Raw genomic sequence first — 13,913 nt, 5'->3', positions numbered from 1 at the left:
TGCCTTTTGGCTACTCCTGACATAAGCAAGGCCCGCTACCAGTGTTGGTAGCGGGCCTTGCTTGCTATAAGGAAACCGGAACGCCTAAAACAGGGAATTCACGAAATCTACGTAATCCTGGCGGGCCTCATCCTGGGATTTGCCGCGCAGGCCAGCCCAGGCATCGTATTTGGCAATGGCTTTAAAGTCGAAGCCCCCGGGCCGGTCGCCGGTTACGTCGCCCTCACTGGCTTGCTTGAAGAGGGCATATAGTTTCAGCAGCGTGGTGTTATCGGGTTTGCTGGGGAGCTGCTGAACGCGCTGCTGGGCAGCTTCGAAGTCGGCGGAGGTAGCCATGACGGAAGGGTAAGATGGTTAAGGAGAGGAATAGCTGCCGCCTAAGCCCTAGAGTGGAGCGGGCGGCGACAAAAGATACGGATTGGCCGGCAATTAGGCTGCATGCAGCATTTTTCTGTATTGTATCTTCCCCTCCTACTTCTTACCTGTCTGCTGTTATGCTACAACGACTACTAGCTGGCCTGAGCCTGGGCGGCGCCTTACTGCTGGCGCCGGCGGCCCTAGCCCAAAAAACCTACCTGCACTGCGGCCGCCTCCTCGACATGCGCCAGGACCGGGCCCAAACCGAAATGACCGTGGTGGTTGAAAACGGCCGGGTACTGGCCGTGGAGCGCGGTTACACTACCCCCGCCACCAGCCGCGACAAAGTAGTGGACCTAAAAAACCGCACCGTGCTACCGGGCCTCATCGACTGCCACGTGCATTTGGAGGGCGAAACCAGCAAGGACAACTACCTCAAGGAATTCACTCAGAATCCTGCCGACGTGGCCTTTGGGGCCCTAGAGCACGCCCGCAAAACCCTGCTGGCGGGTTTCACTACCGTGCGCGACTTGGGCGGCTCGGGCGTCAATCTGGCGTTGCGTAATGCCATCAACCGGGGGCAGGTGGTGGGGCCGCGCATCTTCACGGCGGGCAAGGCCATATCGGGCACGGGCGGCCACATGGACCCAACCAACGGCTACCGCCTGGATTTGATGGGCATGCCTGGCCCCGCCGATGGGGTAGCCAACGGCCCCGACCAGGGCCGGCAGGCCGTGCGGGAACAGTACAAGCGCGGCGCCGACCTTATTAAGATTGCCAGCACCGGTGGCGTGCTCAGCGTAGCCAAAGACGGCTCGGCGCCCCAATTTACCGAGGAGGAAATTCGGGCGGTGGTGCAAACTGCGCGTGATTTGGGGCTGAACGTAGCCTGCCACGCCCACGGCGCGGAGGGCATGAAGCGGGCCATTCGGGCGGGCGTCACCAGCATTGAGCACGGCACCCTAATGGACGACGAAACCATCCAGCTCATGAAAAAGTACGGCACCTGGTACGTGCCCACTATCACGGCCGGCAAATCAGTTGCCGACTCGGCCGCTAAAAACCCGAACTACTACCCCCCACTGGTGACGCCCAAGGCGTTGGCCATCGGGCCCAAGCTCCAGGGCACATTCGGGCGGGCGTACAAAGCCGGGGTAAAAATTGCGTTTGGCACCGATGCCTCCGTGTTCCGGCACGGAGTAAATGCTTTTGAGTTTCGCTACATGGTAGAAGCGGGTATGCCTCCGCTGCAGGCCCTGCGGGCCGCCACCGTAAACGCCGCCGAGCTGCTGGGCCAAACCCCGGCCCTGGGCACCCTGGAGCCGGGCAAGCTGGCCGACGTAGTGGCCGTGGAAGGCGACCCGGTACAGGACATTAATGCCATGCAGCGCGTGCGGTTTGTAATGAAGCAAGGTGTAATATACCGTCAGGAATAGGGTTATGGCGGCTGGGAAGCCCACTTTGCACACACTTCGGCGCAAGGCCGGCTAGCTCGGCCATAACATTTAGGCGACTACCTGGCGTACAGAAGGCACTCTGTTCCTTAATCTTGCTATGAAGCCTTCCGACCTGAATTCCCTTGCGCAGAAATTTCTGCAGTATAAGCTCACCCTCGCTTTTGCGGAAAGCTGCACGGCGGGGCTGCTGGCTTCCGAGTTTGTTAAGGCCTTCGGGAGCAGCGAAGTGCTGCTGGGCTCGGTGGTTACCTACCACCCCATTGCCAAGCAGCGCCTGCTCGGGGTCAAGAAGGAGACGCTGGCCCTCTATACCGCCGAAAGCCAGCAGGTTACCAACGAAATGGTGATGGGCCTGCACAAGCACTTACCTACGGCCGACGTTTGCGTGGCCGTAACGGGTCTGTGCGGCGGCGGCGCCTCCGAGTCGGAGGACAAGCCGGTGGGTACGATGTACTTCACGGTGCTGCACCAAAACCGCGCTTACGAGCTACGCCAGGAGTTTGAGGGCAACTGTGATAAAGTGCGCCAATTAGCCGCCGACTACATCTTCGACTACCTTAACACCTTACTTGATGAACACGCCCAGCAACACGCTGGCTCCGCCGTTGAAGAGAAAATGAAGTAAGTAAAAGCTCTTTCCTCGCCTGCAAACGAGTCCTGACCTCGGTGCCCTCACCAGGACTCGTTTGCTCGAAGCCTGCTAATATGACAAGCCCTTACTTCTGTGCTGGAGGTAAGGGCTTGTCACATTGAGAGGGGTAGCACGTTGACCGAGACGAATGGCGGCGCCGTTCTTCCTCATCATGACACTTCACTCATTGTTTCACCGCTCGGTTGCGGCCTAACATGAGCAGTAGATTCAGGCGTACTAGGTCGCCCATGGTGCGGCAGGCGCTAAACTCCTCGGTGTGGTGGTGCTGGTTGAGCTGGGCTTTGAGCTGGTTGACTTTTTCCGGCGGCGACACCTCATCCCGGCGCAGGCAATCCATCAGATCTTTCAGGCGGTAGCGCTCGGAGCGGGCGCGCCGGGCCATGAGGGTGCGCTCCTCCGTTTGGTACTGCCGGATGGTTTCGGCAGTCAGCAGCTGGCTACACAGCAGCACCACGGCGCGGTTATCCTTGAAAAACTGCGGTAGGTACATGTTCTTCTTGCCCTCGTAGCACTGCTGGTCGAAGTCGATGGCCCGGACGCGGTACTGCTCATCCTCGAAGTCGGGCGTTACGTCGATGACGTAGTTGTAGGCGCGCATATCCCCGAGCAGGCGGGCAAAGCACCGCTCATTAAACTTGACGAACTCCTTGGCAATGCGCACCTGGTTGAGGTGAGGCCGCTGCAGATGGTCCCGGATAAAGTCGTCGCCGGGAATCCCAGCAATGTGCTCTTCAATCAAGGTAGCGCCGTGCACGAGGTAGTTCATACTATTGGGCGAGAGTAGGTGTTCCAACTCTAGGCCGTACACGCGGGAAGCATCGGCCCGCTTCACGTAGAAATAGTCGTAGTTATCGTTGAGCTGATTGACGATGCGCACCCGAAACGGATTGGAGTTACCGAAGCGGCAGTAATCAATCCGGTCAGCCAGCAGGTGGTCGGTGAAGGACAGGTCGCCGGCCGTTTTGAGTAGGGCGTATACCTGGGTAAGGCCTTCTCCCAACTCCCGCAGGGCCTGAGGCTCGTAGAACACAGTTTCCCAGAGCGTATCGCGGCCTTGCCGGTCCAGCAGCGGAAAGCTCCCGCTGATGCGCGTCAAGTCCAGGTACGTGACGGGCAGGTGGGTTTCCCGGTCATACTGGTGGAGGTAGCGGCGCAGCGGCTCGGCAATGGCGTAGGTAATCTTCTTTTTGGAAATCAGAGTCACGCGGGCAAACGAACAAGTGAGAGTTGGCAGCACAAGCTACGCTTTAGCCAGCGTACGCGCGGGCCCTTGCCTTGGCTGTTCCTACCGCTTTTCCTACGGGTGCACCGGGTTGCCAAGGGTTCCGCGGCCACCAGAAAAGGCTACGGTCAGCCGAGTTACTGCAGACGCCTGGCGCGCAGAACTTCCAGGCAAAAATCAGCACATCAAGTGCTTCCGTTGTAACTTTGCTGGTGGTTACCCTTGCCGCGCACTGCCGTTATGAAAAAACTTCTACTCACTCTTTTTGTCGTGCTGTTGTGCCCCATTCTGTCCCCGGGCTGGGGCTTTTTCGGTCACCGCACCATCACGCAGATTTCGGTGTACGCGCTGCCCTCAGCCATGCGCGGCTTCTACTACCGCAACCTGCCTCAGTTGATTCGGCTGAGCACTGCCGCCGACGAGCGGAGCAGCCAGGATCCACTGGAAGCTAGCAAGCACTTCATCCGCATGGACCACTACGGCGACGACCCGTTTGGGGTCATGCCCAAGGCCTGGGACAAGGCCGAGGCCAAGTACACGGCCGATACCCTGCGCAAATACGGCACCCTGCCCTGGGCCGTGCTAGAAACCAAAGCCAAGCTAACGGAAGCCTTCCGCCAGCGCGATACTACTGCCATCATCGCCCTTTCCGCCGACCTGGGCCACTACGTAGCCGATGCCTACGTGCCCCTGAATATGACGCTTAACTACAATGGGCAGCTCTCAAAGCAGGAGGGCATTCATGCCTTGTGGGACAGCAAGCTCCCCGAACGCCACATTGCCAAGTACAAGCTCGACAGCGAATCGGGGCACTACTCCAAGGATGCGCTGAAGGAGGTGTGGCAAGCCGTACAGGATTCCTATGGCTTTCTGGGAGATACCTTCGATAAGGAGGAAGAAATTACCCGCAAGTACACGCCCGAAACCAAGTATATCTTCAGCCACAAGTACGGCAAGACCCGCCGCTCTTATTCCGATGCCTTTGCCGACTCTTACCACGAAAAAGTCGGCGGCCAGGTCGCTTACCGCATTAAGTTGGCCCCTACCATGGTGGCATCTATGTGGATGACGGCCTGGAAGGATGCTGGCAGCCCTGATCTGAACGCCCTGCTGAAGAAAGCCCCCAGCAAGGAGGAAAAGGAGAAGCTAGACGAGGAAATGAAGATCTGGAAGGACAACGGGCTGGTAGATCAGCAGATGCTGCTGGCGTTGCAGAAGTTCAAAGAAGCCGAGCGGCCCGATATGATTAACGCGGCCAAAGACATGCAGGCCCTCCCACCCGACGCGGAGGCCTCACCGGTAGTAAATCCGGCGCCGGTAGCGGGGGCCCCTGCCTTACCCGCCGGTACAACCAAAGTTAAAACCAAGAGCAAGCCGGTAGCCTCTCCCGCCCAAAAGGAGAAGATGAAAGCTGAGAAGCCAGCCAAGCAAAAGAAAAAACCAGCCGACGACGGTTGGGGCTCCCCGGCGGGCTCAGGCTGGTAACCTCCTCAGCAGAAAGCGCAATTAGGCAAGTGCGGCCAGCTCCTCAGCTGGCCGCACTTTTTTTGTGGGTCCGATAAGCCGAAGTTGACGTTACCTATTTGACGGATAGCGCCTTACAGTTTACACGCTTGCACTAAGCGACCTTAAGCAAGGGTAGTCGTGGTAGTCTATCTATCTGAATTTGGTGCTATAAATCACACTACTGGCTTGACACAACTGTTTTATTATCAACCAGATATAAGCGAATAACTTTCGGGGATTGTGCTAACTCCAGCAGGAAAACATCGTTAGTGAAAGAGTCGGCGACAAACTGACGGATTAGTTGTCCTCCAACCAAACCACAACTTGCTATGATCTTGCGCTATGATCGGCTGGCCGTTGAGCTACCCAAACCGAAGAATCCCTCTCCCAACGATGCCGCCGCCATTCAGGAACTGCTGGGCGGTAAGTACGGGGAGATGTCGACCCTGATGAACTACACGTTTCAGTCGTTCAATTTCCGGGGCCGGAACCGGTTGCGGCCGTTCTATGACCTGACGTGCAGCATTGCCGCCGAGGAATATAGCCACATCGAGGCCCTTTCCTACGCCATCAACCTGCTGCTAACCGGCCAAACAGTACGCGGTAAGGACCCAGTGCCGGCACCGCTAGCCGACGCCAAGGATGCGCGCAACAGCTACCATTTCCTGACCAGCGCCCAATCGGCCCTGCCCGTCGACTCCATGGGCAACCCCTGGACGGGTCAGAACGTGCACGCCAGCGGCAACCTAAAGCTGGATTTGCTGCACAACTTTTTCCTGGAATGCGGGGCCCGCGCTAACAAAATGCGGGTATACGAAATGGTGTCGGACCCCTGTGCCCGCGCCGTGGTAGGCTATCTGCTGGTGCGCGGTGGCGTACACGTAGTAGCCTATGCCAAGGCCCTGGAAAAGCTAACGGGTGTGGAAGTTAGCAAGCTGGTACCGGTACCGGAACTTAGCAACGATGCCTTCCCTGAAGCCAAGAAACTGCAGGATCAGCAAAAGCTTCACCTGAAGTTATACACCTTCAGCCCCGACGACTACAAGACAGCGGGCGTTATCTGGGACGGCAAGCACCCCGAGGATGGTCAGCCTCTAGAGCTGATTCAGGGCGGTTTTGAGGGAGTTCCCTACCCCGTGCTGGAGGAAGAGCCCCAACTCAACTCGCCCGGCGCCGACGATTACGACCCGCAAATGTTTGCTGACATTGCCAAGAAAATGGGTATCAAGCTATAAAGCAGCTTCGGCCTTCATGACTTTATCCGGCTACTCCTGCTTTGCGGGGGTAGCCGGATTTTTTGCGTACTACCCCTGGATGTAAAAGTGTCCTATCGAACTACGGCGGGGTTCGTATCATTGCAATTCGCCATCTGTGCTGCTTTCCCATGCCCCAGTTCCTACCCTTGCGCCAGTTCCGATCTTGCACGCTGCTTGTCTCGGGCCTGTTGCTGGCCGCCTGCAACCGCACCCAACCCGAAACAGCGGCCGCCACGCCTACCCCGCCCCCACCCGTAGTACCCGGCCCCGACCTGATGAGCCTCACCGACTCCACGGCCGCGGAACTGCTGCTTCCCTACGGCCGGCAGTATCCCGGTCGCGAAGTGGTGCTGCAAACGCGCCATGGCAACATGCGCATCCGGCTCTACGAAGATACCCCGCTGCACACGGCTAACTTTCTGCTGCTCAGCCGCAAGGGCTACTTTGATCAGACAGTATTCAACCGGGTAGTGAAAGACTTTGCCATTCAGGGTGGCACCTCCGACCACCTGACCATGCGCCTGAGCCGCTACCGCCTGCCGCCGGAAATCCGGGCGGGGCACTTCCACAAGCGCGGCGCCGTGGGCATGGCCCGCTACGATGACGAGCAAAACCCCGGCAAACTATCTTCCAGCCACGATTTTTACATTGTACAGGGCAAAAAGCTTACCCCCTACCAGGCCCAGTCCAGCACCAACCGAGAGCTTACCCCCGCCCAGCTGCGCACCTACGCTACCCAGGGCGGCGTGCCCAGCCTCGACGGCGAATACACGGTATTTGGGGAGGTAGTGGAGGGCTTCGACGTCATCGACAAAATTGCCAACGAGCCCGTTGGTACTGACCACTGGCCTCACAAGGACGTGGATATTAAGGTGAAAGTAGTACGGTAGCCCTTCCGTTTTACTTTCCGCGTCGCACCGCTATCAGGCGGCTGTGCAGCACGTCGCCGGGTTGCTCCCGCAGCAGTTCCAGCGCTTCAGCGCGGGTGTAAGTCAGGCTGTTGTCGGCGAAGAAGCCGGGGGCGCTTACGTCGGCTGCCGGGTTAATGGCCTCCTGCCGGGCAGGGTGCAGATCCACGGCCTCGGGATGCACCGCGTATACCTGGTAGAAATAGTAGCGTTGTTGCTGCGTATCGCGGGGCTGAAACTGCACCACGTACACGTCGCCGACCTGGGGAGTACGGAGCCGCATTTCTGGCGTTTCGGCTGTGGCTACGGCCGTAGCCGCATCGGTAGCCGCAGGCGTTTGGGTGGCCGGCTGCTCAGGGTGGCTGCGGTTGCAGGCAGTATTCCAGACCGTGACCAGCAGCAGGCTACGCAGCAAATAAGAGGGAACAGACATAGAGGGAAGGTAAACGGCAATGGAGTCGTTATTCTACGAGTAAAATAGAAAAGGCGGCCCGCTTAGCACGGGCCGCCTTTGTAGTTGGTATCAAACCATACTTACCCAACTTACCAGACCTTGGCGCGGTCAGCCTGGGCGCGCACCATCTTGGCGTCGTCCTTGCACCCGAAAGCCTCGAAGAACTGGGGCATGTTCATCAGGGGGCCGCTGGTGCGGAATTGGGCCGGCGAGTGCGGGTCCGTCATGACTTGCTGGCGTAGGTACTCAGGCCGGGCATTGGTACGCCAAATCTGGGCCCAGGCCAGGAAGAAGCGCTGCTCCGGCGTGAAGCCGTCGTACTTGGGGGCGTTGCCGTTGGGATACTGCTTCTTGAGCTGCTTCTGCAGAGCCGTGTAGGCAATGTTCAGACCGCCGAGGTCAGCCAGGTTTTCGCCCATGGTCAGCTTGCCGTTCACGAATACCGAGTCCAGGGGCGAGAAGGCCGAGTACTGCTTGCCGACCATGTCGGCGCGCTGCTCAAACTTGGCGGCATCTTCCTTAGTCCACCAGTCGCGCAGGTTGCCTTCGGCGTCGTACTGGCGGCCCTGGTCGTCGAAACCGTGGGTGATTTCGTGGCCGATAACCGCGCCCATGCCGCCGTAGTTCACCGCGTCATCGGCCTTGGGGTCGAAGAATGGGGGCTGCATGATGCCGGCCGGAAACACGATTTCGTTCATCGGTGGGTTATAGTAAGCATTCACCGTGGGCGGGGTCATGCCCCATTCCTTGCGGTCAATCGGCTTGCCGTAGTGCGACAGGTTGTCCATGGATGCCCACTGCCGAGCAGCCAGCACGTTTTTCAGGTACGACTCGCGCGAAATGGTCAGGGCTGAGTAGTCCTTCCACTGGTCGGGGTAGCCAATTTTCACCGTGAAGGCGTTCAGCTTTTTCAGGGCTTCTTGCTTGGTGGTTTCGCTCATCCAATCCGACTGACGGATATGCTCGCCCATGGCTTCGCGGATGTTCTGCACCATTTCCAGGGCCTTCTGCTTGGTTTCCGGCGTGAAGGCCTTATCGACGTAGAGCTGGCCAAAAGCTTCGCCCAGGGCGCGGTCGGTGGCGGCATTCATGCGCTTCCAGCGGGGCTGCTGGCGCTTGGCCCCAGTAAGCACCTGCGAGAAGCGGAATGCCTCGTCGCCAAACGCTTTCGGCAGCGCCGAGGTCAGGGAAGATGCCATGTGCCAGCGCAGGTAGGTTTTGAGGTCGGCAAGCGGCTCCTGCTTCAGCATGGCGCTTTCCTCCTTGAAGAACTCCGGCTGACCAACAATCACCGTTTTGGCGGCACCCAGCTTCATGGCCTGCAGGGCCTGGTGTAGGCCCAGGTTCGGGAACTGCTTGTTGGCCTCGGCCACCGTCATCTTGTTGTAGTTGGCTTGCGGGTCGCGCAGGGCCACGCGGCTACGGCTGGCTTTGGCCAGGCGCGTTTCGAGGCGCATAACGGCCGCGGCGTTTTTGGCGGCAGTTGCCTCCGAGTCGCCGAGCAGCTTAAAAGTATTGGTGAGGTAGGTTTGGTAGGCGGTACGGATGCCCTTGGAGCGGGCGTCGTCCTTGAGGTAGTAGTCCCGGTCGGGCAGGGACAAACCGCCTTGGTAGAGCTGGAAGGCGTACTCCGTGCTTTTCTTCTCGTCTTGCCCTACGCCCGCGCTAAAGAACGCGCCGGTGCTGTACAGCTGCTGCCGCACAATTTCGTTTTGCAACCCTTTCAGGTCTTTAATGGCATTGATGCGCGCCAACTCGGGCTGCAAATACTTCAGGCCAGCTTGCTCAATGGCCGCGGAATCCATGGCCGTAGCGTAGTAATCACCGACGCGCTGGGCGTTGGTGCCCTTGGCAGCTGAGGTGTTGGCTGCCGCTTGTTGCAGAATCTGACGCATGACGGCGTTGTTCTGGTCGGCTAGCAGGTTAAACGAGCCCCACCGTACTTCAGAAGCCGGAATAGGGTTGTTCTTGAGCCAGTTACCGCTGGCGTACTGGAAGAAATTGTCGCAGGCGGTAACGGTATTGTCGATGTTTGCCACGTTCAGGCCAACTCCTTGAGGGTCAGCCACCGGGGCGGGGGTAGTGGGAGCCGGCGTGGTAGCGGCCGCCGTGGGTGCGGCGGTTTTGCTAGAGGCGCAGCCCGCCAGCGAAAGGCCAGCCGCCGCTACTACCGCCAACGTCAGGCTATTGCGGTTTTTCATGGAAAAGAAAATGGTAAGGTGGAATTACGATTCGGTTAAGCAAGGTAAAATAAATTCCTGGCCGCGGCCACTCGTTGGGCGGAACGCAATGACCACACCCTACCGTTGCACGTTGCCCGCAAGGCGGTGAAATGCTGAAATGGTGGTTCGGTAACTAAGTGATTGAGTTAGTTAAAACTGCCTGTCATTCTGCGCTTGCGAAGAACCTTACACAGGAGCACGATATCGTAGCAATGACGTGCGTTAGGCTATGTGAACAGTTGTTTGAAAGGCCGTTATGCTTCGCCTCCGGCTCGGCATGACGGCCTTTTTTACCTCAAAAGTCTTTACTATCCACACAGTTTAGTGTAGTAAGGTGCTCCACACTCATCAGGATGACAAGTCAGGACGATAAGCGGTTTTAACCTGCCTAATCACCGGCTCACCATTTCACTAACTCACGATTTCACCACCTGCTTCTGCGTAACTTGCGCACCGGATGCCACTGTATAACCGCCGCCCCGAGCCGGGGCCTTCCTCGGCCAACTCTCCTGCCTTGCCACCCGCGGCCCTGCCCCTGAGCGAGCTGCTGGCCCGGGTGCGCCAAACCTTGAGCGAGCGGTTCGCGGATTCTTACTGGGTAGTGGCCGAAATTGCGGACCTCACGCTGCCGCGCTTCGACGGGGCCCACTGCTACCTTACCCTTACCGATCAGCACACAACTGGCCGCGGGGCCCAGCTGAAAGCCCAAGCTCGGGCCACCATCTGGAGCCAGCGCTTCCAGCAGTTGAGCGCCGTATTTGAGGAGCAAACCGGCCTAACCCTGCGCACGGGCCTAAAGGTGATGCTGCGGGTGCAGGTGAAATTTCACGAGCAGTTCGGCCTCAGCCTCGATGTGTTGGCCCTCGACCCCACGTATACGGTCGGCGACCTGGCCCGGCTGCGCTTGGAAACCCTGCGCAAGCTGGAGGCTCAAGACCTATTAGAGCGCCAGAAACGGCTAACCCTGCCCATTGGCGTGCAGCGGGTAGCCGTCATTTCGTCGCCTACCGCTGCCGGCTGGCAGGACTTTGTGCAGCAACTGCAGGAGGCTCCCTACGATTTCTCGCTAACTCTTTTCCCGGCCCTGATGCAGGGCGACGACGCTCCGGCCAGCATTAGGGCGGCGCTGGATGCCATTCGGGGGCGGCGGTTGGAATACGATGCCGTGGTTATCATCCGGGGCGGGGGCTCGAAAACCGACCTGTTGGCCTTTGATGATTACGGACTGGCCGCGGCCGTGGGAGCCTTCCCGCTCCCGGTGCTGACGGGCATTGGCCACGAGCGCGACGAAGCAGTAATTGACCTCACGGCCCACACGGCGCTGAAAACCCCCACGGCCGTAGCTGCCTTCCTAATTGAGCGCTTGGCCCGCCTGGAGGCGGCGCTGGAAGGCTACGGCATCCGCATTCGGGAGTTGGCCCAGGCCCGGGTGCAGGTAGAAAACAGCCGGCTTAGCCGCTTACTACGCCACGCTCACCTAGCGGCCCACGGCCAGTTGCAGGACCAGCGCGCGGCCCTGCACCAACGCATCCGGCAGGCGGCCGCTACCCCGCGCGCCCAGCTGCGGCAGCAGGAACACCAGCTGACCAAGCGCCGCCACCAGCTGCAACGAGCCGCCCGCGGCGCCGTGCGCCACCACGAGCAGGGGCTGCGCCGCCGCGGACGCCTTCTGGCCCGCCACTTCCGTCGCTTGCACCGGCGGCGTTGCGAGCAGCTCCTGAGCCAGCGCCACGCCCTGGAGCTAGCCGCCACCCGTTTGCTGCACCGCGCCGAGTTGCGCCTGGCGCAGCTTAACACCCAGCCAGCAAGCGGAACCATTCGCCTGCTCACGCCCAAGGGCCAGCCCTTTACCGGTCCGTTGCGCGCGGGCCAGCAGGTGCTGCTGCGCCTCCCCGATGCGGTAGTACCGGCCCGCATCGGCGGGCAGCTACCCCTGTTACTTTCTTAGCTCTGCACTCCTTATGCCTTCTCAAAATCTTACGTATCGTCAAGCCATCGAGGAACTCGAAACCATTCTGCGCGCCCTGGAAACCGACGCCGTAGACGTGGACGACCTAACGGCCCGCGTGCAGCGCTCCGCCGAGCTGATTCGGCTCTGCAAACAGAAACTACGCTCCGCGGAGTCAGCCATTGATCAGGTGTTCGAGAACCTGGAGGAAGAAGACGAAGACGGGGAATAGAAAAGGGCCGCAGCTTGCGCTGCATACCTAATCTGGTATATTTGAAACCAGTAATTCTGCCCCTTCCTCCTGTTGCCGTTATGTCCTCCTCACCTGAACCGCTACCCTCTTCTTTCACCCTGGATCAGGCCAGCGACTGGACCCGCCGTTACCGCAGCCAACATGCGGATGGCGTGAAAGGCCACTGCTTTTCTCGAGCCACGTTAGAAGCCATTCTGGCGCAGCCAGGCTGCACGGGAGTTCGGGCGTACTACGGGCGCGACGCGGAGAATCAGCGGCGGCTAGTGCTGGTTGGAACCGATGAGCAGGAAAACGATATCCTACCGACCTCGTCTTTGCTGCCGGCCGACAGCCTAGTGGCCGAAAGCAACTCCTTTGCCACTACTACCAACGACGACGGCATTATTGGTCCGGGCAAAATATGCCCCCCCAGTTGTAGTGTACAGAATACCCTAAATAGCTAGTACTAGCGCGTATGGAAGCATCGTCTTGGCTGCTGCGGCTCGCTGACCAATCAGAGCCAGTAGCGTATGCCGGCATGCTTGTTCCCTGTATGATTGGCCTCTGGCGGTGGTCCCAATTGCCGGCTTCCCTACGTGCCTTAACAGGGTTAGCAGGCTTCATGGCCCTGCATTTTGGCCTGCTCAAGCTGGCCGGATATTTATGGCGAGAAAATATGATAGTTGGCCATTTATCAGGGGTCGGCGAAACTATTTTTTATTTACTTGCTTTCCGACACGCGCTGCGGCTATCTGCCCATTGGTTTTATTCCCTTCTGGTAGCATTTCTGCTATTTGCCGCGCTAGATTCTTTTGTTCTGGAAGGGTTTGGCCAGCTGAATTCCTACACGTTAGCGCTAGAAAGCTTTCTGGGTATCTCATTCGCTTTGCTTTATTTCGAGCAGGAACTTCACAAGCCTGCCATACGCCCTATACTGGAAAGGCCATTTACGGTAGCGTGCATCGGCATTATTCTTTATTTGGCGGGCACTATTATGGTGTATAGCCTCAGCAACCATTTTGTTGCCACCAACGACAGTGTAGGAAACACCCTGCTGTATTCCGTAAATAATATTATGCTGTTCGTGTTATCAGGTTTTTTAACTCAGTCATTTCTGTTGTCTAAATTACCTGCTGGGCAACCTACCAGGTGCTAATTGTTAGCCAGCCCCCTCCCGCACTTCCATTTGTCCTACTTTCCTTTTGCAATGAACCTCGACGACCCAATTCCTGGCTTTAATCCCAACGCGGGTGCGCCCATTCCGGCTGGCACGGCAGAGCAATGGACGAAGAACTACCGCCGCGAGCCTGGCAATGGCCTTGATGCCGCGGGGCGCCAAAAGATTAACGCCTACTACTTTAGCAATGCTCTGCTAGATCAGATTCAGGCCCAAGAAGGCTGCGTAGGCCTCCGGTTTTACATGGGCATAGAGGAAGACCTGTCGGGCGATAAAAGCAAGGACTCGTACCAATTACTGGTAGTGGGCGTTGATGCCAACGGCTACGATATGGTACCTCGGCCCGCTGCAGGTGGGCAGCCAGCTACCGATGATGGAATTGTGGGAGATGGTTCGTCGAAATGCCCTACGGTGTGTGACCCAACCAGCCCTTTGCAGACGGGGGCGTGAGCTTTTGGCTTTCTTGCCTCTCTATTGTAATCAGGATATGCAGCATGCTATCTGTAGTACCGCTTGCAGTTT

General features: G+C 58.6%; 14 protein-coding genes. 10 read left to right on the top strand and 4 right to left on the bottom strand.

Annotated elements, in window-relative coordinates:
* Window positions 1–84: 84 nt before the first annotated feature.
* Window positions 85–336, bottom strand: a complete 252-nt coding sequence (locus tag MWH26_RS03405) for an acyl-CoA-binding protein (protein ID WP_188556845.1) — start codon at window positions 334–336, stop codon at window positions 85–87.
* A 158-nt stretch (window positions 337–494) separates the two neighbouring features.
* Here MWH26_RS03405 and MWH26_RS03400 point away from each other — a divergent pair, with 158 nt between their 5' ends.
* Together MWH26_RS03400 and MWH26_RS03395 are read left to right on the top strand one after the other, a co-directional pair.
* Window positions 495–1,793, top strand: coding sequence for an amidohydrolase family protein (locus MWH26_RS03400; RefSeq protein ID WP_247976047.1), 1,299 nt, complete (start codon window positions 495–497; stop codon window positions 1,791–1,793).
* A 118-nt stretch (window positions 1,794–1,911) separates the two neighbouring features.
* Window positions 1,912–2,439, top strand: coding sequence for a CinA family protein (locus tag MWH26_RS03395; protein WP_244695233.1), 528 nt, complete (start codon window positions 1,912–1,914; stop codon window positions 2,437–2,439).
* A 190-nt stretch (window positions 2,440–2,629) separates the two neighbouring features.
* Here the strand turns inward: MWH26_RS03395 and MWH26_RS03390 are convergent, their stop codons facing one another.
* A complete protein-coding gene (locus MWH26_RS03390) occupies window positions 2,630–3,670 on the bottom strand; it encodes a hypothetical protein (protein ID WP_244695232.1) in 1,041 nt (346 codons plus the stop codon).
* 258 nt (window positions 3,671–3,928) lie between these two features.
* Here MWH26_RS03390 and MWH26_RS03385 point away from each other — a divergent pair, with 258 nt between their 5' ends.
* The 3 genes from MWH26_RS03385 to MWH26_RS03375 all read left to right on the top strand — a co-directional run bounded on the left by MWH26_RS03385 (window position 3,929) and on the right by MWH26_RS03375 (window position 7,340).
* A complete protein-coding gene (locus MWH26_RS03385; protein WP_247976046.1) occupies window positions 3,929–5,173 on the top strand; it encodes a zinc dependent phospholipase C family protein in 1,245 nt (414 codons plus the stop codon).
* Window positions 5,174–5,523: 350 nt separating this feature from the next.
* The gene (locus tag MWH26_RS03380; RefSeq protein ID WP_247976045.1) at window positions 5,524–6,429 is read left to right on the top strand and encodes a manganese catalase family protein; all 906 of its coding nucleotides are present in this window, start codon (window positions 5,524–5,526) and stop codon (window positions 6,427–6,429) included.
* Between the two features lie 149 nt (window positions 6,430–6,578).
* Window positions 6,579–7,340, top strand: a complete 762-nt coding sequence (locus MWH26_RS03375) for a peptidylprolyl isomerase (protein ID WP_244695227.1) — start codon at window positions 6,579–6,581, stop codon at window positions 7,338–7,340.
* A 10-nt stretch (window positions 7,341–7,350) separates the two neighbouring features.
* On the opposite strand, the gene MWH26_RS03370 is transcribed toward MWH26_RS03375, so the two are convergent.
* Together MWH26_RS03370 and MWH26_RS03365 are read right to left on the bottom strand one after the other, a co-directional pair.
* The gene (locus MWH26_RS03370; protein WP_247976044.1) at window positions 7,351–7,791 is read right to left on the bottom strand and encodes a hypothetical protein; all 441 of its coding nucleotides are present in this window, start codon (window positions 7,789–7,791) and stop codon (window positions 7,351–7,353) included.
* 110 nt (window positions 7,792–7,901) lie between these two features.
* Window positions 7,902–10,013, bottom strand: a complete 2,112-nt coding sequence (locus MWH26_RS03365; RefSeq protein WP_247976043.1) for a M13 family metallopeptidase — start codon at window positions 10,011–10,013, stop codon at window positions 7,902–7,904.
* A gap of 478 nt (window positions 10,014–10,491) precedes the next feature.
* Here MWH26_RS03365 and xseA point away from each other — a divergent pair, with 478 nt between their 5' ends.
* The 5 genes from xseA to MWH26_RS03340 all read left to right on the top strand — a co-directional run bounded on the left by xseA (window position 10,492) and on the right by MWH26_RS03340 (window position 13,841).
* Window positions 10,492–11,982 carry an exodeoxyribonuclease VII large subunit gene (gene xseA, locus MWH26_RS03360; RefSeq protein ID WP_247976042.1) on the top strand — a complete coding sequence of 497 codons (1,491 nt, stop codon included), beginning with the start codon at window positions 10,492–10,494 and terminating at the stop codon, window positions 11,980–11,982.
* A gap of 13 nt (window positions 11,983–11,995) precedes the next feature.
* On the top strand, window positions 11,996–12,214 hold the full coding sequence (xseB, locus tag MWH26_RS03355) for an exodeoxyribonuclease VII small subunit (protein WP_244695223.1): 219 nt from the start codon (window positions 11,996–11,998) through the stop codon (window positions 12,212–12,214).
* Between the two features lie 80 nt (window positions 12,215–12,294).
* Window positions 12,295–12,678, top strand: a complete 384-nt coding sequence (locus tag MWH26_RS03350; RefSeq protein ID WP_247976041.1) for a hypothetical protein — start codon at window positions 12,295–12,297, stop codon at window positions 12,676–12,678.
* Between the two features lie 11 nt (window positions 12,679–12,689).
* Entirely contained in the window at window positions 12,690–13,370 is a 681-nt protein-coding gene (locus tag MWH26_RS03345; RefSeq protein WP_247976040.1) for a hypothetical protein, read from the top strand.
* A gap of 51 nt (window positions 13,371–13,421) precedes the next feature.
* Window positions 13,422–13,841: a hypothetical protein gene (locus tag MWH26_RS03340; protein ID WP_247976039.1), complete on the top strand. Its 420-nt coding sequence runs from the start codon at window positions 13,422–13,424 to the stop codon at window positions 13,839–13,841.
* Window positions 13,842–13,913 lie beyond the last annotated feature (72 nt).

This window comes from Hymenobacter sublimis (assembly GCF_023101345.1).
GTDB classification, from domain to species: Bacteria; Bacteroidota; Bacteroidia; order Cytophagales; family Hymenobacteraceae; genus Hymenobacter; species Hymenobacter sublimis.
This window is presented reverse-complemented; position numbering and strand designations above follow the sequence as displayed.